This window comes from Neisseria sp. 27098_8_112 (genome assembly GCF_041433235.1).
GTDB lineage: Bacteria > Pseudomonadota > Gammaproteobacteria > Burkholderiales > Neisseriaceae > Neisseria.
Map to the genome: position 1 here is coordinate 182,355 of NZ_JAPWBB010000001.1, position 24,400 is coordinate 206,754.

Below are 24,400 nucleotides of genomic sequence, written 5' to 3' on the forward strand. Positions count from 1 at the left end.
AAACAAATTTACACGATAATCGTGTTTTTGCTTTCAGACGGCCTTTAGGTCTTGTTTTTCGTCGGTTTTGGGGTGTTAAACCACTAAACAATACAGTCAATGCTGCACCTGTGGGCAGGTCGATCAGTACGAGGGGAAAGAATGCTGTAGAGTCCAAGGTTGTCAGCTCGTGCAACACGGTTAACATAGCAACGGAAACGTGTATACTGAATAAGCAGTTGCTGGCTTGGTTAACTGCCAATCAATGACCTGCTCTAATTTCAATAGTAGGAAACGATCGATGTGTTTGGCAATCATGGCTTGGGCGGTTTGCTGAAAGAAGGTACTCATGAGAAATCCCATAAATGTCTTTGTGGGAATTTAGGGGATTTGGGGGAATTTTGCAAAGGTCTCAAATAATGAAATTAACGAAATATCCTTATAATTCCATAAGAGAGTTAGAAGACTATTTACTAAATACCTATCAAAAATATATTATTCTACGAGAGGAAGGAAAGGAAATTTATCGATGTTTTATTCTTTCTTTTCATAAAGAATTCAATATAGGTATTGGGCTGGCTATTTCCTGTATAAGCGTTCTCCCAAAAGTATTAATATTTGGTGATAAAAATATTTTTATTGGATTTGATTCAGTTGTTTTTTGTATTTCTATACAAAATTTAAGAGTTAATATGCTAAATATAGATGGCATATTTTTTGATATTTATTTATTAGAGAATCAAAAAATTTGTATTATTCATGAGTTGGGTGCAATTATTACAGATAAAAAATTAACAAGAGAGAATTCAGTATTTACCGATATAATATCAGATTGGGAAATAGATAAAGTTAATAAGTTAATTATATTAACAGAGTTAGACTCTGAAAAAATAATTTCTCTAAATTATGATTGAGGATACTTGGTTATTTAAGATATTCTCCTCATTATGCAATGTAGGTTGGCTGAAAACTAGGAAACTGTTTCAGACGACCTTTATTTATCGGCTTGAGCGGCGGCGACACTACCTATGCTAACTCTAATAGACGGCCATTTTATAGGCCAGTTGAAAATAGCCGTTCTATTTTTTCAATAACTCCAAATGAATTAAAAGTTATTTTACAAAGTAGAAATACGATATCCTCTCCAGTAACAGCCATCCCTGGCGGTCAGTTTGTCCGTGTAGTCGATACTGGTAAGAATATTGGTATAACTAGTTTGAAGGAAGGAGGAACATCAACTAGATATATTAAGATATTTACTGACGAAATGGGAAATTTAATCACAACATATCCAGTGAAAGGGCAGTAATTATGCAAAAAAAAAATAATACTTTCTTTAAAAGAAAAAATAGAGGGTATAGGTAATAATGTAGATCATATCTTACTCGCAACTTTAATTCTTAAATGGTTACATGATTATCCTAGTTTAGAGAAAGAATTTTTAGATCACCGTTCAAATATTTCTATATTTATGAATATAGAAATTTTAGATATCTCTAATTATCCAATAAAAAAATCACTAATTAGTTTTTACGATTTAAAAGCTCTTAAACGGCAAATAGATATTTCCATGCAAAGAAATAATCCATATATTTATCAATTGCTACAAAATTTTTTAGAGAATTTATTTATTATTCAAGAACCAGATATGGAATGTAATATTTGCCATGGCACCTATGGTTTTGATTTATGGAAGGAAATCGAGACTAATAGATTAGTTTATTGCTGCAAAACATGTGCATTCTCAGAATATGTTAATGGGGAATTTAGAAATAATGAAAATCACCTTACCATTCCAACAAATGATGATTTGAGTTTATTGAATACATAATTAATAGAATAAGTTATAGAAAACCATGTTTACATTTTTCATCATGAGAAGCTTATGACTGAATTAAATCTTGTTTTAGATAACCTCAACTTGTTGCAAACTAGAAAAGGAGAATAACCATGAATCATGAGCAAGCCGTAGCCCATATGAAACCTAAACTTAACAAGTAGGATGTGTGCAGAACGCACGCATGCGGTTCTCAGGGTTTGAGCCAAGAGGTTGTCTGAAACAACAAATACGGTTTCAGACGACCTTTTACGTTACGCGCTCAATCAAGCGTGATACTGATGGGACAATTCGTGTACGGTATCGACCAAGATTTTGGCGTGTTCCGGATTGGTGTGTTGGTTGATGCCGTGTCCGAGGTTGAATACATGGCCGCTGCCGTTGCCGTAGTCGGCAAGGATGCGTGCGACTTCGGTGCGGATAGATTCCGGTGTGCCAAAGAGGGCGAACGGATCAAAATTGCCTTGCAGGGCAACTTGTTCGCCGACGCGACGGCGGGCTTCGCCGATGTTACAGGTCCAGTCCAAGCCTAATGCATCTGCGCCGATTTCTGCCATGCTTTCCAGCCATAAGCCGCCGCCTTTCGCAAATACGATAACAGGCACGCGGCGGCCTTCGCTTTCGCGTTTGAGTCCGGCAACGATTTGTCGGATGTACTTCAGGCTGAACTCTTTAAACGCTGCATCGCTCAACACGCCGCCCCAAGTGTCGAAAATTTGTACGGCTTGTGCGCCGGCATCAATCTGGGCGTTGAGATAGGCGGTAACGGCTTGGGCATTGGTGTCGAGGATTTTATGCAGCAAATCAGGGCGCGAATACATCATGGTTTTGATGGTGCGGAATTCTTTGCTGCTGCCGCCTTCAACCATGTAGCAGGCGAGTGTGAACGGGCTGCCGGAGAAGCCGATCAGCGGAACTCGGCCGTCCAGTGCTTTACGGATGGAAGTTACGGCATCAAAGACGTATTGCAGTTTTTCCATGTCGGGAACTTGCAGTTTTGCAATGTCGGCTTCGTGTTGCAAGGCGCGTTCAAATTTCGGGCCTTCGCCTTCGGCAAAATACAGGCCCAAACCCATGGCATCGGGAACAGTCAGAATATCGGAAAACAGAATTGCGGCGTCCAGATCAAAACGTTCTAAAGGCTGGATGGTGACTTCGGTCGCCAGCTCGGTGTTTTTGCACAAATCGAGAAAGCTGCCTGCGCGTGCGCGCGTGGCTTTGTATTCAGGCAGATAGCGTCCGGCTTGGCGCATCATCCAGATGGGAGTGTATTCGACAGGCTGTTTGAGCAGGGCGCGGAGGAAAGTGTCGTTTTTCAGAGCAGTCATGATAAATAGGCTTTCTGATTTGGTGTGTTGGACAAAGTTCAGACGGCCTTAGATATGTATTGAGGCCGTCTGAAATGATTAAATAGTTGGTTCTGTTGTAGATTTCATACTATCGCTTAATGCGAAATCAGCACATCAATTTGGTTGAGGAAGGGCTGCCGGATGTTCTTCTTCGGCCACGCTTTCCAAAACCAGATTGCGTTGTTCTTGCGCTTTTTGCGGCTGATCGGTTTCATCAAACACGCGAGCTAAGACCAAATGTGCAGATACACTGGGTTGCAGGGCGATGCTGGCTTCGAGGTAGCCTTGGGCTTTGCCCCAAAGTTTGCGGCCGTAAGCCAGTTGGCCAAGATACATCAACAGCGGTGCATTGTTTGGTTGTTCCTGCAGCCAAGAGTCTGCCAAGTCGATGGCTTTTTGTTGCTCTCGCTCGCTTAGGAAGCGTACGGATTCGACAAATGCTTCCAAGAGCTCAGGCTGGCGGGTTTGCGGATAATGGGTTTTAACCCATTTGACTGCATCGACATACAAACCTAAACGCTCGTATTTTTCGGCAATCGCAACACACAATTCGCCTGATTTCATGCTTTCAGGAATGTGTTTCAAACAAGCTTTCAGACTGCCTGCATCGGTTGCTTCGCTTAAGAGGCGGCGATATGCCCAATTTTGATACTGTTCGGCTTCGTAATCGTTGATGGCGCCGGCTTTGACCAGTTTTTCCACTTTTGCCAAGACATCTGAAGCATCGCTATGATCAAAGGCATAACGTAATTGCAGGCGGACCAGGCGGCTTAAGTTGCTATTGATTTTTGCTGCGGCTTCAAGGTTTTGTGCGGCAGTCGGATAATCGCGGCGGCTCAGCGCAGATTCGGCCAGCAAAAGATGACGGGAAAGCTGTTGTTTTTGTGGCAGGTGTTCGATTTCATGCAGGTAGCGGTCGCGCAATTCGAAGTTTTCCATTTGGTCGGCCGCATGCGCGCCCAACATCAAAGCCAGGGTGCGGTTGTCGCCTGCTTCTTTGTTTTGCAAGACTTTGGCGGCTTCTTGTTCGGCTTTTTCAAAACGGCCTTCAAAATATGCCAAACCTGCGCTGTTCAAAGAGGCAGAAGCCTGACGGCCTTTGCGGGCAATGCCGAAGCGTTGCATACGCGCCGGAATATTTAAGAGGCCGAACACGAATTTAATCAGGAAATACAAGACGAATACGCTCAACAGCAGGCCTAAAACAAAGGCATGCAGATTGATACGCAGCATGGTTTGCTCAACCACGACATACACGTTGCCGGTATAAATGCCGGAAGCCAACGCTAAACCGACGGCGGCGGCAAACAGAATGACAATCCAAACGACGGTTTTCATGCTTGCTCTCCTTTAATTTTGGCAGCAGGCTTGGTTTGGTTTTGTGGTTTGGCAGCTTCGGCGGCCGGTTCTTTTTTGTTTTCAGAGGGCAATGCAGGTGCTTCTAAAGATTGAGGAGCGGAAGCGGCCGCCGGTGCGGAAGTTGTGGTTTGCTCGGTAGTTGCAGCCGGAGCGGAAGCGGTTTTCTCGGCAGCTTGGGTTTGTGCAGCTTCTTCGGTCGTCATTTGTATACGCGAACCTTCTTGATAAGCGCGAACGGCGCTCAAGCTGGCTTTCAGGCTGTCGTCTGAAATCATACGGACATCAAGGGCTTTGAGTTCGGCCAACTCTTTCAGCCATGACTGGGTAGCAGGGGATTTGCTGTCGAAGTATTGCTTCACGGTTGCTTCAACGTTGTTCAAATCGCTTTGATACACTTCGCCGTTGTGTTGCAACAGGGCAATGCGCGCATCCAAAAGGCGCAGGCGCAGGTTTTCACGGATGAAGTAGGTTTGATCGGGTGAAATCAACATGGCGTCGTTGCTGTCCAGATGGCGGACTTCAACCAATCCTTTGAGGGTATTGAGGGATTTTTCCCATGTGTTTTCCCACCAAGTTCCTGAATTGGCGGCTTCGACAGGCGCGGCACTCGGTTTCAATACGCCGTCCAAAACCAAAGGCAGGCCTGAAATACCGGTTTCCAAACGGTCGATACGCAAGGCAGTGGCGGAAATATCGACATAAGGACGGTTTTTTAGCGCGGCCAAATCATTGCTGATGGCTTGTTTGACGGGGATAAGCTCAGGCTGTTCAAAACGGCTTAAGCGGCTGTCGATGTGTTCCAATACGCTGACCGCGCCTTGGAGGTTGCCTGACAGCATCAATTGTTGCGAAGCAGTGTTCAACATGGATTCGGCTTCGTTGACCAGCCAGTTGATACGGCCTTTGAGCAGCTCTTGATAAGCTTTCTGCGTTTGCAGGATTTGATCGCTATTGTTTTTTTGACCGTTGTTCAGGCGGTCTAACTCGGCTTGAATAGCGGTTTGGCGGCTGAGGTTGTCTTTTAAAAGGCTGGCGTTTTCAGACTCGCCCAATGCAGCTTTGTCGATTTTTTGGTTGAATTCGAGCTCTTGGTTTTTTAAAACATTTTGGCCCTGTACAAACAGGAATCCGCTCGCGCCCAAGCTAAGCAGTGCCAAGACGGTTGCACCTGCGGCCAAGGCTTTGCCGCCAGATTGTTTGATGATAACAGGGGCGTTGTTTTGTGGGAGATTGTTGGACTCGGGCATGCTCGCCTCCACTCGCTGAGGTTGGGTAGGTTTGATTTGTTCAGACGGCCTTGTGTTTTCAGAACGTTCAGGCACCGGAGCTGCCGTATTGGCAACTTGTTGGGTATCTTTATTGTCTTCGACTGGGTTCACTGCTTGGCTCCTTTGTGGCATGGATGAAAGTGCAGCGGATAAAGAAGTGACGGTTTCTACATGTTTGGCGCCGACAATGCGAAGTGCATCGGCAATACGCGGATGGTGGGTAAAGTATAGCAAGGATTCGAAGAATCGGGAAAATTGCGGCGGAATCTGATGGAAAAATTCGCGCGCGAGCTCGCCGGATGTGACGTAGGCGGCAGCGATGTCTTCAGTTTTAAAGTTCTGCCAATCGATGGCGTGTGGCCGTCTGAAATAGATTTCGGCAATGTTGATTTGGAAACCCAGTTCGGTCAGTTTGTCTGCTAGAAAATCACGGCCTCTATGGCCTCGAATGATTAGAACTCGGGCGTTGGGTGGCAGGTTTTTCCAAATAGGCATTCTCAAGACGGCTTCGCTGTCGTTACCATCTTCGGGAGAGAAGGCGGGATAGGGGGAGAATTGTGCCAAAGTATGTTGGCTGGTTTGGCCGACGGTAATGTGCGCTCTGGGGCCGTCTGAAAAGTTCAAGTGCGGCGCTGCAGTTTCAATAGTGGTCGGGCTGACCCAAAACACCACATCGGCTTGCTTGAATTGTTCGGGAAGTTTGTTTAGTGTCGAACGGTCTGCCTCTATTTCGATCGGACTCAATACCTGAGCCTGCCAACCGGCTGTATGGCAGGTTTGGATATCTTGCTGTGGACGGTTGGACGGACGGATGATGAGTAGAGTAGGCATAATGTGGGATAAATTATTAAGGTTTAGGCCGCCTGAAAGAAGGGTTTCAGACGGCCTGTTGCTAACGTACGTTATTGATCGACGAATGCGCGCTCAATCAGGTAGTCGCCGCGAACGCCGGTTTTCGGAGAAACGGTCAGTCCGAATTCGTCCAAAACGTTGCAGGTGTCTTTCAACATGGCTGGGCTGCCGCACAGCATAGCGCGGTCGTCTTGCGGATTGATTTTAGGTAGGCCGATGTCTTCAAAGAGTTTGCCGCTGCGCATTAAATCGGTCAGACGGCCTTGATGTACATATTCTTCGCGTGAAACGATCGGGTAGTAAATCAGTTTTTCTTTAACCAAGTCGCCCAAGTATTCGTGTTCGGGCAATTCTTTGGTGAAGCGGTCGTAGTATGCCAAGTCTTTTTTGTAGCGTACGCCGTGAACCAAGATAATTTTTTCGAATTGCTCATAAACATCAGGGTCTTTGGTAATGCTCAAGAAAGGGGCGATACCGGTACCGGTGCTCAAGAGGTAGAGATGTTTGCCCGGATTCAGGTCGCCGGCAACCAGTGTACCGGTCGGTTTTTTACTGATGAGGACATCGTCGCCGACTTTAAGGTGTTGCAGGCGGCTGGTCAATGGGCCGTCTTGTACTTTGATACTGAAAAATTCCAGATGCTCTTCCCAGTTGGCAGAAGCCACGCTGTATGCGCGCATCAGCGGTTTGCCGTCTACCATCAGGCCGACCATGACGAATTGGCCGTTTTCAAAGCGCAAAGACTCGTCACGGGTACAGGTGAAAGTGAAGTAAGCGTCGGTCCAGTGGTGTACGGACAAGACTTTCTGGGTGTTGAATGCTGCCATTGATATTTCCTGTCGGATAAGGCCGTCTGAAAAGAATAGGTAGGGGCGGCCGAGGTTAATAAAAAGAATGGAATATGGTGTTCAGCTACTTGCTTGCCGGTTTGGCTGATTTTTCGCTGAGGCTGTGCAGGTCGGAATAGCGTCCGCCTGCGTTGATCAATTCATGATGAGTGCCTTGTTCGACTACATTGCCTTCGTGCATCACAACGATATTGTCGGCTTTTTCGATGGTTGAAAGTCGGTGGGCAATCACCAATGTGGTACGGTTTTGCATCAGGTTTTCCAATGCGGTTTGTACCAAACGTTCGGATTCATTATCTAATGCGCTGGTGGCTTCGTCCAAAATCAAAATCGGCGCATTTTTCAAAAGCGCACGCGCAATGGCGAGGCGTTGACGTTGGCCGCCGGACAGTTTTAAACCGTTTTCGCCAACTTCAGTGTGCAAACCTTGCGGCATTTTTTGGATAAATTCCCAAGCATTCGCGGCTTTTGCAGCATTGATAATTTCTTCTTCACTGAATTTGTCAGCTTGAGCATAGGCAATGTTTTCAGCAATCGTACCATTAAACAGGACAACGTTTTGGCCGACGAAAGCCATGCGGCTGCGCAGGCTTTCGAGTGTATATTCATTGATGTTGACGCCGCCAATCAAAACCTTGCCTTCATCCGGATTAAGGAAGCGCGGCAACATATTAGCCAAGGTGGTTTTACCGCAGCCTGATGCGCCGACCAATGCGGTAACTTTTCCTTGCGGTACAAGCAGGTTGATGTGGTTCAAGCTGTTGCGTTCGGCTTCAGGATAGCGGTGTACAACATTGCAAAATTCGATATCGCCAGGGTTTGGGCTGAGAATCTGTTTGCCTTCGTTGCTTTCTTCAGGTTGATCCAAAAAGGTGAAGACACTTTCAGCTGCCGCCAAACCGCGTTGCAGGGATTGCATCACGCCGGTCATGCGTTTGATGGGGTCAAACATCATGATCATGCTGGACAAAAACGACATAAAATCGCCTGCACTAAATCCTGAAAGCCCTGCTTGGCGGGCTGCTGCGTAAATAATTGCAGCCAGAGCAACTGAAGCCATTAATTGCGTAATGCCGGTACCGGCAGAGCTGGCGGAAACCTGTTTGAGCAGGTTGCGGCGCACATCGTCGGCAATACGGTTGAAGCGGCGGTTTTCATAATCCTGACCGCCGTAGATTTTTACAACGCGTTCACCATTAATGCTTTCGCCCAAAACCTGCATCAGCTGGCCAAGATAAATTTGGTTGTTGGCAGACAATTTGCGCAAGCGTTTGCTGACCGTTTGGATACATACGGCGACGACCGGCAAAATAATAAAAGTAATCAGGGTCAAACGCCAGTTTAGATAAGTCAGTAAGCCCAACAGGCCGACCACGCTCACACCGTCTTTGGCGATCACGGTAATGACGTTAAATCCTGCATCGGTAATTTGGTTGACGTCGCTTAAAATGCGCGACATCAGACGGCCGCCGGTATTGCTACTGAAATACGAAGTCGGCAGGTGCATCATTTTGTTGAACATTTCACCGCGCAAGCGCTGCACCAAGTGGCTGGACAGATAAGTCGTGCAATATTCATTAATGAAGTTGAACAGGCCGCGAACGAAAAACAGCGCCACAATTGCCAGCGGCAACCATGACATGCTTTTCATGTTTTTATCGACAAAACCTTCATTAATCAAAGGTTTGAGCAAGTAACCGAAAGCCGGCATCGTACCGGCGACAATCAGCATGGCCACTACGGAGACGATAAACATCTTCCAATAGCTTTTTAAATATCCAAGCAAACGCTTGTACAGCTCCCAGTTGGATGTGGCTTGTGTTGTCTGCATATCAATCCAGATTTAGAGCAAACATGCAATTCTAAACGAAAATATCTGTCATTACAATGTTTGCAATTGAAAGTCAAAAGGAGTTGGTATTGTTTTAACGCCTTGATTTTATAATAAGAACGACTGTGATGAGGTAGGATTGGCAATAATGTTATCCACTTCTCAAGTACCAGTCGCGGCCGTCTGAAAAAGTTTCAGACGGCCTTTTTAGTCGTCAAAGACAACCGGTTAAGCCAAAGCTTCCTTAATGATGTCTTTTACTGTCGTTGCGTTATTAGGGACAACACGGACACGTTGCGGCAGGTTTTCCAAGCCTTCCAATGCGGCAGGGCGGGGGATGGAAACTTCGCCGACGGCTTCATGGATGGTGGCTTCAAATTTGGCAGCCAATGCGGTTTCGAGGCAGACAATGGTTTCGCCGGTTTCGCGTACTTCACGCGCTACTTTGACACCATCGGCTGTATGCGGATCAATCAATTCACGGTCTTGTTTGTAAACCTGTTTGATGGTGGCAAGGCGGTTGGCATGGGTCGATTTGCCGGAAACAAAGCCATATTGTTGATGTACTTTGTTTAAGACAAATTCCAAATTGAAACCTTTGCCGGAGCCTACTTCAGCCCATAAGGTTTTGATTTCGTCTGCATCGCGGTCCATCAGGTCAAATACAAAACGCTCGAAGTTGGAGGCTTTGGAAATATCCATAGACGGGCTGGAAGTAACGTGGGTGTGTTCGCTGTTGCGCGGGCGGTATGCGCCGGTTTTGAAAAATTCGTCCAATACGTCGTTTTCATTGGTGGCGACAATCAAGCGGTGAATAGGCAGGCCCATTTGACGAGCGATATGTCCGGCACAGACATTGCCGAAGTTGCCGCTTGGCACGCAGAAGCTGACTTTTTCGTCATTGCTCGAAGTGGCATTGAAATAACCGGCGAAGTAGTACACGGCTTGGGCGACGATACGGCCCCAGTTGATGGAGTTGACAGTGCCGATGTGGTATTTGGCTTTGAATTCGGCATCGTTTTGTACGGCTTTGACAATGTCTTGGCAGTCGTCAAACATGCCTTCAACGGCGATGTTGTGGATGTTGGCATCTTGCAGGCTGAACATTTGCGCGCGTTGGAATGCGCTCATTTTGCCTTCCGGAGACAGCATGAAGACATTGACGCCTTTTTTACCGCGCAGGGCATATTCGGCGGCAGAGCCGGTGTCGCCGCTGGTGGCACCCAAGATATTGAGTTCTTTGCCTTCTTTGTTCAATACATATTCAAACGCATTGCCCAAGAATTGCATGGCCATGTCTTTGAATGCCAAAGTCGGGCCATTGGAGAGGGCTTGAATTTTGATGCCGTCTGAAAGTGTACGCACCGGAGTAATGGCTTTGGTACCGAATACTTCTTCGGTGTAGGTGCGGTTGATGATGTCGCGTAAATCATCAGCAGGGATGTCGGTGGCAAACAGGCTCATGACTTCAAACGCCAGCTCAGGATAGCTGAGTGTGCGCCATTGGTCTAAGGTAGCACGGTCGATTTGAGGGTATTGCTCAGGTAGCATCAAACCGCCGTCAGGAGCCAAGCCCATCAATAAAACTTCGCTGAATTGCTTGCGTGCGGTTGCACCGCGGGTGCTGATGTATTTCATGATTTCTTCTCTATAAAAACAAAAATATTGCCGGTCAAAACAGGAAACCCGCCTGCGAACCATCCCGCAAGCCGCCCTATCCTGACCTTAATCCACTATAAACTTTCAGACAACCCCGATACACAGAGGTCATCTGAAAAACATTATCTATACAAACGCTTGAAACAAGCATTGACGGTTTTCACCGTTACCGACGCAATCGCCCGATCGCGCGAAGAAGGATTCAAAACATCCATCAACTCTTGCGCGGACACCTGATTCGGCGCCTCCTCGCTCGCGCAGCCGCAGATTTTGTCTTCCCACTCGCGCTGCTTGTCCGCGCTCATCGTCAGCGCGACCAAACGCCACTCATTGCGCTTGTTCAACTCCGAACGGCATTGATGATCGACCGCCATTTTCACCACGCTGCCGCCGATACCCGTACCGCCGCCCAAACCGCCGAACGCAGAATCAGAATCATAAGCGCAACCGCCTAACAACACCGCCACAGAAGCAACGGCAACAATCTTTTTTATATTCATAGCCATCCCTTGCCGCAAGGTCGTCTGAAACGCCCCGCATAATATTTAAACAGGTGCGTATTATACCGTAAGCAGTGTGAGATGGGGGATTGGGGAAAGTCGGGGTATAATCCGTCTTTTTTGGGAAAATAGAGGATTGATCAATGGATAACTCAAACGAAAACACGCAAAACCCTAAAGAGAATCAAAACAAAATGACTGATGAAGGTATTCAAGAGCATTCAGTTGAAAATAAACAGCCTGCACAACAAAGAACACAAACAATTGACTATTTTGAAATCTTCAGCAAAATTTCCAGAATATCGACAGTATTAGGGATACTATTCGGGGGATCTGTTATATATATCTATCTCTTAAAGATTGACCAATTAAGTATTCTTCCTGAAGTAATAAGCAATCCCTCTAACTTGATAGCTGCGATTACAATTTTCATACCTATTTTTATTATTATAATTTTGTTGTACTATCTTTCATTACATTTGCTTTTAATATTATTTCCATTCATTAGAAAATTACTTCTTACAATACAGAACTATAGAAACTCAAAATCTCCTAAGGAAAATAACTCTAATGATAACTCTAATGAAATTATTCTGGGATTATTTTATATATTAATTATCTTATCTATCAATTTTTGGTTACTTCCTAAATTCCTCAAATCTTTTTTAGAATATTTATTTCCAAAAATAGATGGGAATATATATATTTTATTTATACCTCTATTTTTTTTAATAATAGGAAATTTTCTCCGCAACAAGCTTTTTGAAAATTCAAACCTCAAAGAATTTATTATTAATATACTCACGATACTTGCTATAGTTATGAATATACTTATATTAGCTTTGCCAGATAAAACAAGAATCTTAAACTTTACCCATGCCATTGAAATTCCTAGAAACTCCTCATGGTACTTATTGCATAATAACTTCCAACAAAACAACGGTTCTCAGGAAACTAACGGCATTGATAAAAATGACTTAATAAAATTAAAACAAAATTTCAAATGTTCTATTCTTTCAGAAGAAGAAAAAACGGAAAAAAACATTGAATGTTCTTCGATTCCCGAACAACGCAACAACGCTCTATACGGCTATATGGCGTGGAATTTGGGGGACACCAAGGTTTTCTGCCCACCGACTACTGATAATACTAAAATCGATGACATTGAAGAATGGAAAATACCAGCTGAAAAATTAGGTAAGGAATGTATCGTCATCAGCGGAAAAGCTCTGCAAATTATGCCAAAAGGTTATATCAGTACCAATATTGATGGCATTGACGACGGTAATCCTGAGAATACCGGTCATGACGATCCTGCAATTGATATTAATACGGACGTTAGATTCAAAAATGACCTTAACGCCCAATCCAATGCCGGCTTGAATAATTTCAATGTTCAACCTGTCCTGCCGATACAATCCAATGCAAAAAATATGTCAATCCAGATTAATTACGGCAGCTGTAATCATGATTCGCCAAGAAACAAGGATGGTCATCCTGATATAGGATACACGGACAAGAAAATCTGCCAGTAAGTTATGGTAGAGCCATGCCGTCATTCCCGCGCAGGCGGGAATCCATCTTTGAGGATAGGTAAAGTCATAAAAATCAATCAACTGAAATTCAAAAACGGATTCCCGCCTGCGCGGGAATGACGGTTGTGGTGTTCCCTGTCTTTATTGTTCTCTTTGCCATCCGTCCGTTTTCAGACGACCTGCTATAATCCACGTCGTCTGAAAACCCTCTTTCACGGAAACTGCCATGTCTGACCTTTTTATCCGCCAACCCGATGCGCCACTTGCCGAACGTCTGCGCCCGCATTCTTTAGACGATGTCATTGGGCAGCAGCACTTAATCGGCGAAGGCAAACCTTTGCGCGTGGCGGTTGAGGGAGGAAAACCGCATTCTATGTTGCTGTGGGGGCCGCCGGGCGTGGGCAAAACGACGTTGGCGCGGATTTTAGCGCAGAGTTTCAATGCCCAGTTTTTGCCTGTTTCCGCCGTATTCTCCGGCGTGAAGGACATACGCGAGGCAATCGATAAAGCCGAAATCGCTTTGCAGCAAGGGCGCGCGACAATTTTGTTTGTTGACGAGGTACACCGCTTCAACAAAGCGCAACAGGACGCATTTTTGCCTTATGTCGAAAGTGGCCTATTAACCTTTATCGGCGCCACCACGGAAAACCCGTCATTTGAAGTCAATCCGGCATTGCTCAGCAGAGCGCCGGTGTATGTTTTGCAATCCTTGTCTTCAGACGACCTCAAGAAACTGATTGCCAAAGTGTTGGCGTTGCCCGAATACCGGGATTTCACGGTTGAAGCCGATGCGCATGAGCTGCTCGTCAATACCGCCGACGGCGATGCGCGCAGATTGTTGAATTTATTAGAACAACTTTTACGCGCTGCCGATACACGTCGTCTGAAAACCTTAACCGCCGAATTTCTCGCCGACAGCTTGGGCGCGCAAATCCGCCGTTTCGACAAAGGCGGCGAGAGTTTCTACAACCAAATCTCCGCCCTGCACAAATCCGTGCGCGGCTCGCATCCGAATGCCGCGCTGTATTGGTTTTGCCGTATGCTCGACGGCGGCACCGACCCGCGCTACCTCGCCCGCCGCATCGTGCGCATGGCGTGGGAGGACATTGGGCTTGCCGACCCGCGCGCCTTCCAAATCGCCAACGATGCCGCCGCCACCTTCGAACGTTTAGGCTCACCCGAAGGCGAACTCGCGCTGGCGCAAGCCGTGCTGTACCTTGCCGCCGCCGCTAAATCCAACGCGGGCTACAAGGCATACAACCAAATGCGCCGCTTCGTCAAAGAAAACGCCAGCAACGAAGTACCCGTCCACCTGCGCAACGCCCCGACCAAATTGATGAAGGAATTAGGCTACGGACGCGAATACCGCTACGCCCACGACGAACCGAACGCCTACGCCGCCGGCGAAAGCTATATGCCCGACGGCTTGGATGAACCTGATTTCTATCAACCCGTTCCGCGCGGACTGGAAATCAAAATTGGCGAAAAGCTGAAATGGTTGAAATCCTTGGATGAAGATGCGCTGGATGATTAAAACAGTAAATGTGTCTCAAGTTTCAGACGGCCTTTGGCTATTTTGAGCGTGATAAATTGTTTAATATTGGCATTATATCTTTAATTTCGCTATAATTTTGTCATCCTATTTTCTTGCCGAATAATCGAATACATAAAAAATCGCGGCTGCTGAACCCGATTTCCGAAACAAAATTAGAAAGCAGATAATGGACAGTTTAGATCAAGGTCGTAGCCGTGCATGGCGACGACATCAAGAGCAACGCCCTAGTCATCGTGTACATGGCAAAAATCCTTTGAAATATAAACCCGAAAAAAAGTGGGATTTGATGTATCTCCGCAGCAATAAAATCAAACGTGCACAAAAACTGGGTTTTATTTATCCGTTCAGACAGCATGAATTTGATGCTGAATGGTTTGATTAACTCAAAAGATACATTTTCGATTCAATCGAGATGGTTTTCACAAGGCGGATACTTTCCGCCTTTTTTAATTTTTATGAATGCACTTTTTATTTGTAGTCGTAACCAATGGCGCAGTCCTACCGCTGAAACCGTATTTCGACGTTATCCAAATGTACAGGCACGTTCTGCAGGGACCAGCCCCAATGCGCGGTATACTGTTTCCATAGATGATATTGCATGGGCGGATAAGATTTTCGTAATGGAACAAAAACATAAGAGCCGTCTGCTGGCACAGTTTCCCCGTGCTTTGCAATATAAGGAAATGATTGTTTTAGATATTCCTGATGATTACAGATACATGGATGAAGAGTTGATAGAAATATTGAAGGAAAGTGTCGTGCCTTATCTGTCTAGATAATGAGGTTTTCCTCAAGATTATCTGAAAAAAATATGACTTACTTCTAAGTAAAATTTATTCCAAAACATCATTTACTTCACGCATCACTGACAAATAAAACGCAAATCTAAAATCAAATTGAATTTTTCAGATGGCCTTTGCTGTTTGAATATTTTTAACCTATACCATACACACACTTTTTCATGAATATTTTTGAAGCCTTACTATTATTGTGCCTGCTGATTGTCATTAGCGCGTTTGTGTCCTGTTCCGAACTAGCGCTTGCTTCGGCACGCAAAATCAAATTGCAGGTCATGGCGAAAGACGGCGGCGATACGCGCGCGCTTGACGTAATCAATATGCAGCAGCAGCCAGGCAGTTTTATTACTGTCGTCCAAATCGGTTTGAACGCCGTCGCCATTCTTGCCGGTATTGTCGGCGAGGCAGCAATACGTCCTTATTTTGGCAAACTTTTGGAGAACGCAGGCAGTTGGGGCAGCACAGTTGCCTCTTTGCTGACTTTCTCGCTGGTTACAGGCAGCTTTATTTTAATTGCCGACCTGATGCCCAAGCGTATGGCAATGACCCATCCCGAAGCGGTGGCGGTACGCATTGTGCGTCCGATGATGTTTTTGATTTTTATATTAAAACCCCTTGTCTGGGTTTTTGACGGGTTGGCAAACGCAATATTCAAACTCTTCAAAATTTCAACCGTCCGCCAGGAGCAGCTGACCTCGGAAGATATTTATGCCGTCGTTGATGCCGGCGCGCAGGCTGGTGTATTGAAAGAACAAGAACACTATCTGATTGAAAACATTTTCGATATGCAGGAGCGCACGGTCACTTCTACCATGAGTACGCGCGAATATATCGCCTATTTTGACAAACACGACGACAGCGATACCGTGTTGGAAATGATGTCGGACAAACCGCACAATAAATTCCTCGTATGTGACGGGGACTTGGAACGCGTCATCGGCTATATCGAATCGCATACGCTGCTGACCTTGTTTTTAAAAGAAAAAGATGTCCGTCTGACCGACAAGCGTGTATTGCGTAAAGCCTTGTTTATCCCCGACACGCTGTCGCTTTATGATGTATTGGAGACCTTCAAAACTTCCGGCGAAGACTTCGCCGTAGTAGTGAACGAATACGCGCTGGTGGTTGGCGTGGTAACGCTGAAAGATGTGATGAGCATTGTTATGGGCGAGCTGGTTAATACCGAAGAAGAGCCGCAAATCATCCGCCGTACCGAAGATACATGGTTGGTGGACGGTGCTACGCCGCTTACCGATGTTATGCGCGCATTGGATATTGAAGAGTTTCCCAATTCGGAAAACTACGAAACCATCGCCGGCTTTATGATGTATTCCCTGCGAAAAATCCCGAAACGCACGGATTTTCTGGTTTATGCCGGTTATAAGTTTGAAATCATCGATACCGAAAATTTGAAAATAGACCAACTTTTGGTTTCTAAACAAGGAAATATGGCGGGGAAAATATAACAAGTCGCTGGGAAGACTTGAAAAGAAAATTAAAAAATGAATAAAAAGGAAAAAATATTATGACGACAACCGAACCTCAAAAATACGCCCGCAGCCTGCATGCGCCCATCAGCCTCGGCACGACTTCAGACGACCGCTTTATGCCGCGCGGCTTTCTTTCATATTTTGCCGAGCTGCCGAAATTGGTTTTAACCGAAAAATTAGATGGGCAAAACAACTGCTTTGCCGCGCACGGCCTCTATGCCCGTAGTCATGCTGCGCCTACCCAGCATCCGTGGGATAAACCTTTGCTGCAACGATGGCAGCAAATCAAAGATGATTTAGGCGATCTGGAACTTTTTGGCGAGAATATGTATGGCATTCATTCGATTGCCTATTCACAACTGGAAAGCTATTTTTACCTGTTTGCAGTCCGACGCGGCGGACATTGGCTTTCATGGGAAGAGGTTAAATTTTATGCGCAGCTGTTTGATTTTCCGACTGCACCAGAAATCTCCATCGTCCAGCCGCTTGCAGATTTCACTCAAAAATACGCCAATGAAGATATTGCTTTAGCGCAATGGCTTGCTGCTAATTTGGGAGAGCTGTGGACGGACAGCGTACAAACTGCCGGCAAGCTTGGCGGCTACGATCCGAACACAGGAGCGGCATGTAGTGAAGGTTTCGTTATCCGTAATGCAACTGATTTTGCCACCAACAACGGCAACCTGCCTGTTCAATCCAATGAATTCGACAATCTTTTCAAATTGGTACGAGCCAAACACGTTAAAACCGACGTTCATTGGACGAAAACTTGGAAGCCTGCCCGTCTTATTGATTACGACAAATACCATTGGCAAAGCTGGCAGTTTCAGACGGCCTGAAGTCCAATTATCCAATAATAAGAAAGACAATTATGTGGACATTCCCATATTACATACCCGGTCAACTTCCTGATTGGCAAGCATTAGAACGTCGTTTCAGCTGGTTTGCCGATATGAAGGACGTTCCTCAAGATCCTGAATGGCATGCCGAAGGCGATGTATTTACGCATACCAAAATGGTGTGCGAAGCCCTTTTAAAACTGCCCGAGTTTCAAGCGCTTGATGAGCAGGAGCAGCATATTCTGTTTGCTGCCGCCATGCTGCATGATGTGGAAAAACGCAGTACGACCAAGCGTGAAATAGAAAACGGCAAAGAGCGTATTGTTTCGCCGCATCACGCAAAAAAAGGCGAGCATACCGCCCGTACTTTACTGTATACCGAACTTGCCGCTCCGTTTGCCGTAAGAGAATCAATCGCCAAACTCGTGCGCTTACACGGATTGCCCTTATGGGCGATTAATAAGCCTAATCCTGATCGAGCTGTCATAGCGGCCAGTTTGCAGGTCAATACTGCGCATCTTGCCATGCTGGCTAAAGCCGATGTTCTGGGTCGTATATGTTGCGACCAACAGGATATTTTGCTGCGCATTGATTTGTTTCGTGAACTCTGTGAAGAAAATGCTTGTTGGGGCAAGGCACGTACTTTTGCCAGCTACTACGGACGCTATCTCTATCTTAACGGCCGTAGCGAAATGCCGGATTATCAGCCATTTGATGATCAGACCTTTGATGTGTATGCCATGTGTGCCATAGCAGGTAGCGGCAAAGATAGTTACATCAGGCAATATCTTGCCCATCTGCCTATGCTGTCACTGGATGAGATTCGCCGTGAGCGTAAACTCAATCCCGCAGATTCCAAACATACCGCCGAAGCAGTGCGTTTGGGTAAAGAGCAGGCAAAAGAATACCTGCGTGCCCGTACGTCATTTGTCTTTAATGCGACCAATCTTAACCGCGACCTGCGCAGCAAATGGCTGCCGATGTTTACCGATTACGGCGCACGCGTGCATCTCATTTATTTGGAGGTGCCTTACACGCAATTACTATCGCAAAACCGTAACCGCGAACATTCTGTGCCGAATGATGTGTTGCACCGCATGATAGAAAAGCTGGAAATCCCTGATTACAGTGAAGCACATACAGTGGATTTTGTGGTTTCTTCTTAACAGGTAAAAGGCTTGTAATCAGGCCGTCTGAAAATCAAATAATCAAAAAAGAAAACCGGATTTCCATCAACTGGGAATCCGGTTTTTTTATTTTTAACTTAGAATGTCAGTCTTACACCGGCGCGGACAGAGCGGCCCGGCAATGGTGCGATATATTTGAGCATGGAGTTTTGCGGTCTTGCGGTACGGTTGGCAAGGTTGCGTGCATCGAGGAACCATTCGGCTGTCGATTTTCCATGTTTGGTGGTATGGCTCATGTACATATCCCACATGGTATAGCCGCCTAAAACAGGCTCTTTGTAGTTAGCAGCCATGTTTCCTGTATGTTTGGCTGGGCGGTAGCGTGTCAGGCTGGTGCCCAGTTGCCAGTTGCCTTTATTCCATGTCAGGCCCGCGCCGTAGCGGGATACGGGCATATTGGGCATGTAATAACCGTTGTTGCGGACACGGTTACCATTGCCTAATGTGCTGTTGCGCTCGTCGTCCAAATCAGCGCGGTTGTGTACGAAATCGCCGAACAGGCGGGCTTCCAATGTGCCGTATTTATTCAGGTCAAACCATTGGTTTACCTCCAATTCCACGCCGTGAAGCTGGGTATCGCCGGAGCGCCAGTATTTGGTTGGCAGGCGTTGGCCGCCGTCATGTGCGGCATCTACGAGGAAGGTGTAGTCTTTAAATTGGGTTTTATACCAGCTTGCACGGAAGTGGCCGTCTTTCCAACCGATTTCGCCGTTTACTTCCCAAGTCCCTGCTGTTTCCGGACGTAGGACACCGACTCCCCAGTGTGATTCTGAAGCCATCAGGGCATAGTGATCGCCACCTGCATACAACTCGTTGACTTCAGGGGCGCGTTGTGAACGGCTGTATCGTGCGCCCAGTTTTAAGAAGTCAAATAAATCTACACCTAAGCCTGCATGATAGTGGTTTAAGCTGTATTTCAGACGGCCTCTCTCTTCCAATCCTTTAACGGTCGAGCTGTTGCGTCCAGGTTTGTAATCGCCGATGTCGACCGAGTGACGGACTTCGCCATGTCGCCAACCCAAAGATGCATTCCAGTTTTTCCACTTGAAGTTTTCCAAAGCGAAAATGCCGTATTCTTTGCTGTCGGTATCGGGCAGGTAGGCATAGTTTCCGGTGCGTTTGCCGTTGATGCCTGAAGATTCGGTGCTGCGCTGTTTCCAATCTGCGCCCAATGTACCTTTCAACCAAGAACCAGCTTTGTGGTTGAACTCCAAACGGCTTTGGAAAGTTTTGCTGTCCAAAGTTTGCATTTTGGTGTCGCCCAAGTATTCGGATGTTGGGTTTTGTGTATAGGCGGCTTGGAATTTGATGTTTTCAATCCATGGCGTCAATGGACGGTACATGGCTTCTGCCTGCCAACGGGTTTGTTGGGCGCGTACGGAAGCGTATTCGCGTACCGGTGCTTTGCGGGTACCGCCGTGGTGGTGGCCTGATTCGGCAAAATTGTAATAGCCAAAGCCTGCAATACCGGATTTGCTCAAGAAGCGGCTGACGGATAAGCCTGCATAGCTGCGTTCACCGATATGGCTCAAGCCGAAAGCAAAGTTTTGATTGCTCAGATGGCTGTTTTTCAGACGGCCTTTTTCAACAGGCATATCGTCTTTCATGGCATTGATGACTTTATTTCTAAAGTTTGGACTGCCGTCATAAAGCGGATTTTCTACCCAATTGCCCCAAAACGGTTTGTTTAATTTGTACAATTCAGATTCATCAGGTTCCGAGCCGTCGTTATAGCGTTTCCATTGTTCAATGAAAGCCGGAATGTCTTTCGCGACATAACGGTAATAGCCTTTGTTTAAGGTTTCGGTAATGTTGGGCGTAACCTGACATGCCCACATCAGGCGAGAACTATAAATATTGGCATGATCGTAACAGGCGGCCGGTTTGGAATTGCCCGGAATACGGTAATCATTGGCATGAGTGTCTGCCCCCGATAAATGCCAAGCCACATTGCCGACCTTGCCGTTTAATTTGAACGCTGCGACACGCGGCGTATTGTAGCCACCGCTGACTTCGACTTTGCCGTTTAAATCTTTTTCAGGCAGTTCTGTGGCAATCACGCCGGTATCAACATCAACTGCGCCGCCAATCGCATTGCCGCCATACAAGACTGCTGCCGATGATTTTAAAACGGTAATCTTTTCCGCCATGAACAGATTGACCATCAGCGGTAAGTCAGGGCTGACAGAAGCGGCATCCGAAATACCCAAACCATTTTCACTGACATATACGCGCGAGCCGCTCAAGCTACGGATTTGCGGTACGCCGGTATTGGGGCCGTAAGCATTGTTTTGAACGCCGGAGACTTGTTCCACAGTCTGTCCGAGCGATACGGCGCGCTTTGTTTTTAAATCGTTTGTAGTTAAAACTTCTCCATCTCTTAGGTAGTCTTTTGCGCCAGGCTGCAAACGCCAGTTACTTGAAGGCGCATTACCGACAACTTTGACTTCAGGTATATCTACTTGAGGAAGTTCTTCCGCAAATGACTGGCCTGAGAAAACAGTCAAAATGGCACATAACATTTTATTTTTGTTACATAAAAATTGTTGTTTCACCGCTTATCCTTTATTGATATCACATTACGAAAGGCGTCATGATATATCTTTTCTACGGTAATTATCATGAATAAACATGTCTATTTTAATTATTTTTGATTATTATCAATAATTATAAATATTTGTAAAATTCAGTATAGACTAGCTATTAATAATTAGTTATAAAATATTAAAAGGCCGTCTGAAACAATCCAATGTTTCAGACGGCCTTTTTATGGAATCAGAAATTACTAGAGCTAAGACTGAGACCTTTATTCGCAGCTCAAGTTTTTTGTTTTTTCGGCGAATGTATCCATGGCAATTTGGCACATGCGTTCACGTTGGCCTACGTCGGCGGCGGGCAGGATTTGGCGCAGGTATTTTGTGTTGTCACGTTGGAACGATGCTTTATCGCCTGCTTTTTGGTAACACGCATCTGCTCGGGTAAAGTATTGCTGGCAGATTTTCGGCAATTCTTCAAAGGACAAGGGTTTGCTTTTGTGCATGCCGTGCGCGGAGACGGATAGGGAGGAAAGGGCGCACAGCGCGATGATTAAGGTTTGGGAAATGGTTTTCATGGTAAGCCTATTTATTGAAGTGGTGTTTAAATCAATTGTTCGCCCCAATGCAGCTTTTGGCGCAGGGTTTTGAAGTATTGGTAATCGGTGGGATGGAGGACACGCAAGGGGTTGTGATAGCGGCGGATGATGATGCGGTCGAAGTTTTGCACGTCGATATGGGATTGTCCGTCAAAATGTGCGCGTGCGTCGCCGCTTTTGGTAATGAGAATTTCGATCACGCTGGTGTCGGGGATGGCAATCGGACGGTTGGTCATGGATTGCGGGCAGATAGGCACAAGCGTGAAGGCGTGCAGACCGGCCTGCATGATGGGGCCGCCGGCGGCAAGCGCGTATGCGGTCGAACCTGTCGGCGTGGAAATAATCAGGCCGTCCGAACGTTGGGTATAGACAAATTCTCGATTGATAAATACTTCAAATTCAATCATTTGGCCTGCGCCGCCACGGGACAGTACGGTGTCGTTGAGGGCGAGGGCGCGTTCGATGGTTTCGCCGTCACGAATGATACTGGCTTCGATGAGGATGCGCTCTTCGGGCAGATATTTTCCTTCCAGTACGGGGCGGATGCCCTCAACCATGGTGTCGCGTGAGATTTGGGTAAGAAAACCCAAGTGGCCTTGATTGATGCCGATAATGGGAACGGCGCGCGGGGCGACTTCGCGGGCGGCGGAGAGGAAAGTGCCGTCGCCGCCGAGTACAACGACGAGGTCGCAATATTTGCCCAGCTGGGCTTTGTTTACGGTTTCGCAGTAGGCGGAATCTTGGATATAGACGCAGTGTTCTTCTACGCTCAATTCATCCAGATAGATGGTGAAGCCGTTTTCGCGCAGAAAAGAAACCAATGTGTGGACGGTATCTTGAATCTCGGGCGTATTGGGACGTGTAACGATACCGATGTTTTTAAATGGGCTTTTCATGGTAGTAGGCCGTCTGAAATTAAGTGTCTAATCTATCCAGATATCGCGCTCGAGGCGGTCGAGGCGTTCGTTTAGGCGGGCAACGTCGTCACGCAGTTTGTCCACTTCTTCCAACCATGCGGCAAGCGTGGCTTGGTCGATAACAGGGGACTCGGGTTCGCGTGAAAAGTCGCTGATTTGCTCGGCAATGCTTTTGCCGATTTTTTTCATGGTACGGCCGATGTCGCCTGCGCGCGAGCTGATGTTTTCTGCGGCCACATGACCGAATACACGCGCCAAATCTTCGCTCGGATAATAGCGCAGTCCACCCAAAATAGGAAGGACGGACATACCCAATACCAAGTCGCCTTCGAGGCTGATGTCGCCCACGCCGGGCTGGCCGCCTTGGAGGATTTTTTGGATGGCGCTGTTGTGGAATGTGATGTTGGTGTCGGCGGTTTCGTGTGCGGTTTCAAGAAAACCTTGTTCGCTGATGCGTCCGGTCAGTCTGAAACCGGTCAGGCTGATGCAGATGATGCTGCCTGCAAATTCAGACAGCTCGCGCTGTTGCTCTGGATTTTGCTGTATCAGGTGGTTGATAAGGGGAAATAGGGCGGACATGGTTTACTCTAAATGCCGTCTGAAACGGATTAATGGGTTGAGTCGCAATTTTACAGGCTTAGCCCGTCTGCGCAAACGGTATTTACAATTTTGCCGTTGCTTTTGTCATCAACGATGAAATCAGGAGCCGGCAGGCCGAGTTTGGCCGCTTCGGCAGTATAAAATTCGGCCCGGCTTGGGTGGAGGGGTTCGACAATATTGCGGATGCGTTTGCCGTCTGCTTGGCAGGCCGTCTGAAAAAGGACTTGGACGGCAAGATCCTTATGAAGAATATTGATGGGTCGATTGCCGCCTTGAATGCGTGTTTTTTGAACCAGCTTGGTAACGGGATGACGTTCGGCAGAATAAAGTCCGCCCAGTCGCAGTATGTCGATATGGGGGACGGCGCTTTTCAGCAAGGCTTGCTCGATTGTGAGGATTTGACGGGCGGATTCGGTTTGCGGATCGGGAGGTGTAGTTTCATCGCATATGCGTGCTTGGTCGCCATACACGCTGGTGCTGCTGGTAAAGATGATGTGTTGTACCTTAGATTGCTCGGCAAGTTGAATCCATTTTTTCAGGGTATCGGCGTAATGGTTTAATGACGAAGGCGGAAGCAGGCAAAACCATGTCGGCTTGTTGATATGGTTTTGCCACAAGGCCGAACTGTGAAAAATATCGTCTTGATTCAAATCGATGATGTCGAGTTCAATCGGCAGATTGATGTCGTCAGAGGTCAGGTTGCGTTTGACGGCGGCTACCTGACTGCCTTGCTCATAAAATTTTTGCGCCAGCGGCAGGCCGAGATAGCCTAAGCCGAGAATGGAAATATCGGGAAGGTGCATAAATAAAGCATCCGAAAATTAACAGGCCGTCTGAAAATAGCTTTAACTTGGTTAAAGCCACG

The 24,400-nt window shown here is 46.6% G+C and carries 23 protein-coding genes and 1 pseudogene; 10 read left to right on the plus strand and 14 right to left on the minus strand.

The features are described 5' to 3' along the window. Positions 1–180: 180 nt before the first annotated feature. Entirely contained in the window at positions 181–330 is a 150-nt protein-coding gene (locus O3682_RS00825) for a hypothetical protein (RefSeq protein ID WP_371508128.1), read from the minus strand. Positions 331–398: 68 nt separating this feature from the next. Here O3682_RS00825 and O3682_RS00830 point away from each other — a divergent pair, with 68 nt between their 5' ends. The 3 genes from O3682_RS00830 to O3682_RS00840 all read left to right on the plus strand — a co-directional run bounded on the left by O3682_RS00830 (position 399) and on the right by O3682_RS00840 (position 1,810). Further along, positions 399–893: a hypothetical protein gene (locus O3682_RS00830; protein WP_371508124.1), complete on the plus strand. Its 495-nt coding sequence runs from the start codon at positions 399–401 to the stop codon at positions 891–893. Between the two features lie 92 nt (positions 894–985). After that, the gene (locus tag O3682_RS00835; RefSeq protein ID WP_371508029.1) at positions 986–1,288 is read left to right on the plus strand and encodes a hypothetical protein; all 303 of its coding nucleotides are present in this window, start codon (positions 986–988) and stop codon (positions 1,286–1,288) included. Positions 1,289–1,450: 162 nt separating this feature from the next. Next, positions 1,451–1,810, plus strand: coding sequence for a hypothetical protein (locus O3682_RS00840; RefSeq protein ID WP_371508030.1), 360 nt, complete (start codon positions 1,451–1,453; stop codon positions 1,808–1,810). Positions 1,811–2,082: 272 nt separating this feature from the next. Here O3682_RS00840 and hemE read toward each other — a convergent pair whose 3' ends face one another. From hemE to O3682_RS00880, 8 genes and pseudogenes are all read right to left on the minus strand, one after another. Then, positions 2,083–3,144: a uroporphyrinogen decarboxylase gene (hemE, locus tag O3682_RS00845; protein ID WP_371508031.1), complete on the minus strand. Its 1,062-nt coding sequence runs from the start codon at positions 3,142–3,144 to the stop codon at positions 2,083–2,085. Positions 3,145–3,279: 135 nt separating this feature from the next. After that, positions 3,280–4,503, minus strand: a complete 1,224-nt coding sequence (locus O3682_RS00850) for a heme biosynthesis protein HemY (protein WP_371508032.1) — start codon at positions 4,501–4,503, stop codon at positions 3,280–3,282. After that, positions 4,500–5,771: a uroporphyrinogen-III C-methyltransferase gene (locus O3682_RS00855; protein ID WP_371508125.1), complete on the minus strand. Its 1,272-nt coding sequence runs from the start codon at positions 5,769–5,771 to the stop codon at positions 4,500–4,502. The genes O3682_RS00850 and O3682_RS00855 overlap by 4 nt, the downstream gene beginning before the upstream one ends. Before the next feature lie 109 nt (positions 5,772–5,880). After that, positions 5,881–6,623: pseudogene (locus O3682_RS00860) on the minus strand (uroporphyrinogen-III synthase). Positions 6,624–6,694: 71 nt separating this feature from the next. After that, a complete protein-coding gene (locus O3682_RS00865) occupies positions 6,695–7,471 on the minus strand; it encodes a ferredoxin--NADP reductase (protein WP_049328975.1) in 777 nt (258 codons plus the stop codon). An 85-nt stretch (positions 7,472–7,556) separates the two neighbouring features. Next, a complete protein-coding gene (gene msbA / locus O3682_RS00870) occupies positions 7,557–9,323 on the minus strand; it encodes a lipid A export permease/ATP-binding protein MsbA (RefSeq protein ID WP_070826913.1) in 1,767 nt (588 codons plus the stop codon). 228 nt (positions 9,324–9,551) lie between these two features. Further along, entirely contained in the window at positions 9,552–10,961 is a 1,410-nt protein-coding gene (gene thrC / locus O3682_RS00875; protein ID WP_371508033.1) for a threonine synthase, read from the minus strand. 143 nt (positions 10,962–11,104) lie between these two features. Further along, complete coding sequence (locus O3682_RS00880) at positions 11,105–11,482, minus strand: hypothetical protein (protein ID WP_070585636.1); 378 nt, start codon at positions 11,480–11,482, stop codon at positions 11,105–11,107. A gap of 143 nt (positions 11,483–11,625) precedes the next feature. Here O3682_RS00880 and O3682_RS00885 point away from each other — a divergent pair, with 143 nt between their 5' ends. From O3682_RS00885 to O3682_RS00915, 7 genes are all read left to right on the plus strand, one after another. Next, positions 11,626–13,017 carry a hypothetical protein gene (locus O3682_RS00885; protein WP_371508034.1) on the plus strand — a complete coding sequence of 464 codons (1,392 nt, stop codon included), beginning with the start codon at positions 11,626–11,628 and terminating at the stop codon, positions 13,015–13,017. A 226-nt stretch (positions 13,018–13,243) separates the two neighbouring features. Beyond that, positions 13,244–14,551 (plus strand): replication-associated recombination protein A, encoded by a 1,308-nt coding sequence (locus O3682_RS00890; protein WP_371508035.1) that lies wholly within the window; start codon positions 13,244–13,246, stop codon positions 14,549–14,551. A gap of 187 nt (positions 14,552–14,738) precedes the next feature. Continuing rightward, positions 14,739–14,954: a hypothetical protein gene (locus O3682_RS00895; protein WP_036491173.1), complete on the plus strand. Its 216-nt coding sequence runs from the start codon at positions 14,739–14,741 to the stop codon at positions 14,952–14,954. After that, complete coding sequence (locus tag O3682_RS00900; RefSeq protein ID WP_371508036.1) at positions 14,926–15,351, plus strand: low molecular weight protein tyrosine phosphatase family protein; 426 nt, start codon at positions 14,926–14,928, stop codon at positions 15,349–15,351. The genes O3682_RS00895 and O3682_RS00900 overlap by 29 nt, the downstream gene beginning before the upstream one ends. Positions 15,352–15,533: 182 nt before the next feature. Then, entirely contained in the window at positions 15,534–16,835 is a 1,302-nt protein-coding gene (paeA, locus tag O3682_RS00905) for a polyamine export protein PaeA (protein ID WP_371508037.1), read from the plus strand. 59 nt (positions 16,836–16,894) lie between these two features. Beyond that, the gene (locus O3682_RS00910) at positions 16,895–17,698 is read left to right on the plus strand and encodes an RNA ligase family protein (RefSeq protein WP_371508038.1); all 804 of its coding nucleotides are present in this window, start codon (positions 16,895–16,897) and stop codon (positions 17,696–17,698) included. 32 nt (positions 17,699–17,730) lie between these two features. Then, positions 17,731–18,864, plus strand: coding sequence for an AAA family ATPase (locus tag O3682_RS00915; protein ID WP_371508039.1), 1,134 nt, complete (start codon positions 17,731–17,733; stop codon positions 18,862–18,864). 98 nt (positions 18,865–18,962) lie between these two features. Here O3682_RS00915 and O3682_RS00920 read toward each other — a convergent pair whose 3' ends face one another. The 5 genes from O3682_RS00920 to O3682_RS00940 form a co-directional block, all read right to left on the minus strand. Beyond that, on the minus strand, positions 18,963–21,407 hold the full coding sequence (locus O3682_RS00920; protein WP_371508040.1) for a TonB-dependent receptor: 2,445 nt from the start codon (positions 21,405–21,407) through the stop codon (positions 18,963–18,965). Between the two features lie 284 nt (positions 21,408–21,691). After that, on the minus strand, positions 21,692–21,997 hold the full coding sequence (locus O3682_RS00925; protein WP_049332487.1) for a hypothetical protein: 306 nt from the start codon (positions 21,995–21,997) through the stop codon (positions 21,692–21,694). 26 nt (positions 21,998–22,023) lie between these two features. Beyond that, the gene (locus tag O3682_RS00930; protein WP_371508041.1) at positions 22,024–22,914 is read right to left on the minus strand and encodes an NAD(+) kinase; all 891 of its coding nucleotides are present in this window, start codon (positions 22,912–22,914) and stop codon (positions 22,024–22,026) included. Between the two features lie 27 nt (positions 22,915–22,941). After that, positions 22,942–23,514 carry a ubiquinone biosynthesis accessory factor UbiJ gene (locus tag O3682_RS00935; protein ID WP_371508042.1) on the minus strand — a complete coding sequence of 191 codons (573 nt, stop codon included), beginning with the start codon at positions 23,512–23,514 and terminating at the stop codon, positions 22,942–22,944. Positions 23,515–23,564: 50 nt separating this feature from the next. Continuing rightward, positions 23,565–24,338: a Rossmann-fold NAD(P)-binding domain-containing protein gene (locus O3682_RS00940; RefSeq protein WP_371508043.1), complete on the minus strand. Its 774-nt coding sequence runs from the start codon at positions 24,336–24,338 to the stop codon at positions 23,565–23,567. Positions 24,339–24,400: the final 62 nt, after the last annotated feature.

What these genes read in the sequence shown, in the direction of transcription:
- thrC (WP_371508033.1), bottom strand. Translation starts at nt 10,961, where the DNA reads ATGAAATACATCAGCACCCGCGGTGCAACCGCACGCAAGCAATTCAGC.
- O3682_RS00925 (WP_049332487.1), bottom strand. Translation starts at nt 21,997, where the DNA reads ATGAAAACCATTTCCCAAACCTTAATCATCGCGCTGTGCGCCCTTTCC.
- hemE (WP_371508031.1), bottom strand. Translation starts at nt 3,144, where the DNA reads ATGACTGCTCTGAAAAACGACACTTTCCTCCGCGCCCTGCTCAAACAG.
- O3682_RS00895 (WP_036491173.1), top strand. Translation starts at nt 14,739, where the DNA reads ATGGACAGTTTAGATCAAGGTCGTAGCCGTGCATGGCGACGACATCAA.
- msbA (WP_070826913.1), bottom strand. Translation starts at nt 9,323, where the DNA reads ATGCAGACAACACAAGCCACATCCAACTGGGAGCTGTACAAGCGTTTG.
- O3682_RS00900 (WP_371508036.1), top strand. Translation starts at nt 14,926, where the DNA reads ATGAATTTGATGCTGAATGGTTTGATTAACTCAAAAGATACATTTTCG.
- O3682_RS00865 (WP_049328975.1), bottom strand. Translation starts at nt 7,471, where the DNA reads ATGGCAGCATTCAACACCCAGAAAGTCTTGTCCGTACACCACTGGACC.
- O3682_RS00915 (WP_371508039.1), top strand. Translation starts at nt 17,731, where the DNA reads ATGTGGACATTCCCATATTACATACCCGGTCAACTTCCTGATTGGCAA.
- O3682_RS00935 (WP_371508042.1), bottom strand. Translation starts at nt 23,514, where the DNA reads ATGTCCGCCCTATTTCCCCTTATCAACCACCTGATACAGCAAAATCCA.
- O3682_RS00920 (WP_371508040.1), bottom strand. Translation starts at nt 21,407, where the DNA reads ATGTTATGTGCCATTTTGACTGTTTTCTCAGGCCAGTCATTTGCGGAA.
- O3682_RS00830 (WP_371508124.1), top strand. Translation starts at nt 399, where the DNA reads ATGAAATTAACGAAATATCCTTATAATTCCATAAGAGAGTTAGAAGAC.
- O3682_RS00930 (WP_371508041.1), bottom strand. Translation starts at nt 22,914, where the DNA reads ATGAAAAGCCCATTTAAAAACATCGGTATCGTTACACGTCCCAATACG.
- O3682_RS00840 (WP_371508030.1), top strand. Translation starts at nt 1,451, where the DNA reads ATGAATATAGAAATTTTAGATATCTCTAATTATCCAATAAAAAAATCA.
- O3682_RS00890 (WP_371508035.1), top strand. Translation starts at nt 13,244, where the DNA reads ATGTCTGACCTTTTTATCCGCCAACCCGATGCGCCACTTGCCGAACGT.
- O3682_RS00880 (WP_070585636.1), bottom strand. Translation starts at nt 11,482, where the DNA reads ATGAATATAAAAAAGATTGTTGCCGTTGCTTCTGTGGCGGTGTTGTTA.
- O3682_RS00855 (WP_371508125.1), bottom strand. Translation starts at nt 5,771, where the DNA reads ATGCCCGAGTCCAACAATCTCCCACAAAACAACGCCCCTGTTATCATC.
- O3682_RS00910 (WP_371508038.1), top strand. Translation starts at nt 16,895, where the DNA reads ATGACGACAACCGAACCTCAAAAATACGCCCGCAGCCTGCATGCGCCC.
- O3682_RS00850 (WP_371508032.1), bottom strand. Translation starts at nt 4,503, where the DNA reads ATGAAAACCGTCGTTTGGATTGTCATTCTGTTTGCCGCCGCCGTCGGT.
- O3682_RS00940 (WP_371508043.1), bottom strand. Translation starts at nt 24,338, where the DNA reads ATGCACCTTCCCGATATTTCCATTCTCGGCTTAGGCTATCTCGGCCTG.
- O3682_RS00885 (WP_371508034.1), top strand. Translation starts at nt 11,626, where the DNA reads ATGGATAACTCAAACGAAAACACGCAAAACCCTAAAGAGAATCAAAAC.
- paeA (WP_371508037.1), top strand. Translation starts at nt 15,534, where the DNA reads ATGAATATTTTTGAAGCCTTACTATTATTGTGCCTGCTGATTGTCATT.
- O3682_RS00825 (WP_371508128.1), bottom strand. Translation starts at nt 330, where the DNA reads ATGAGTACCTTCTTTCAGCAAACCGCCCAAGCCATGATTGCCAAACAC.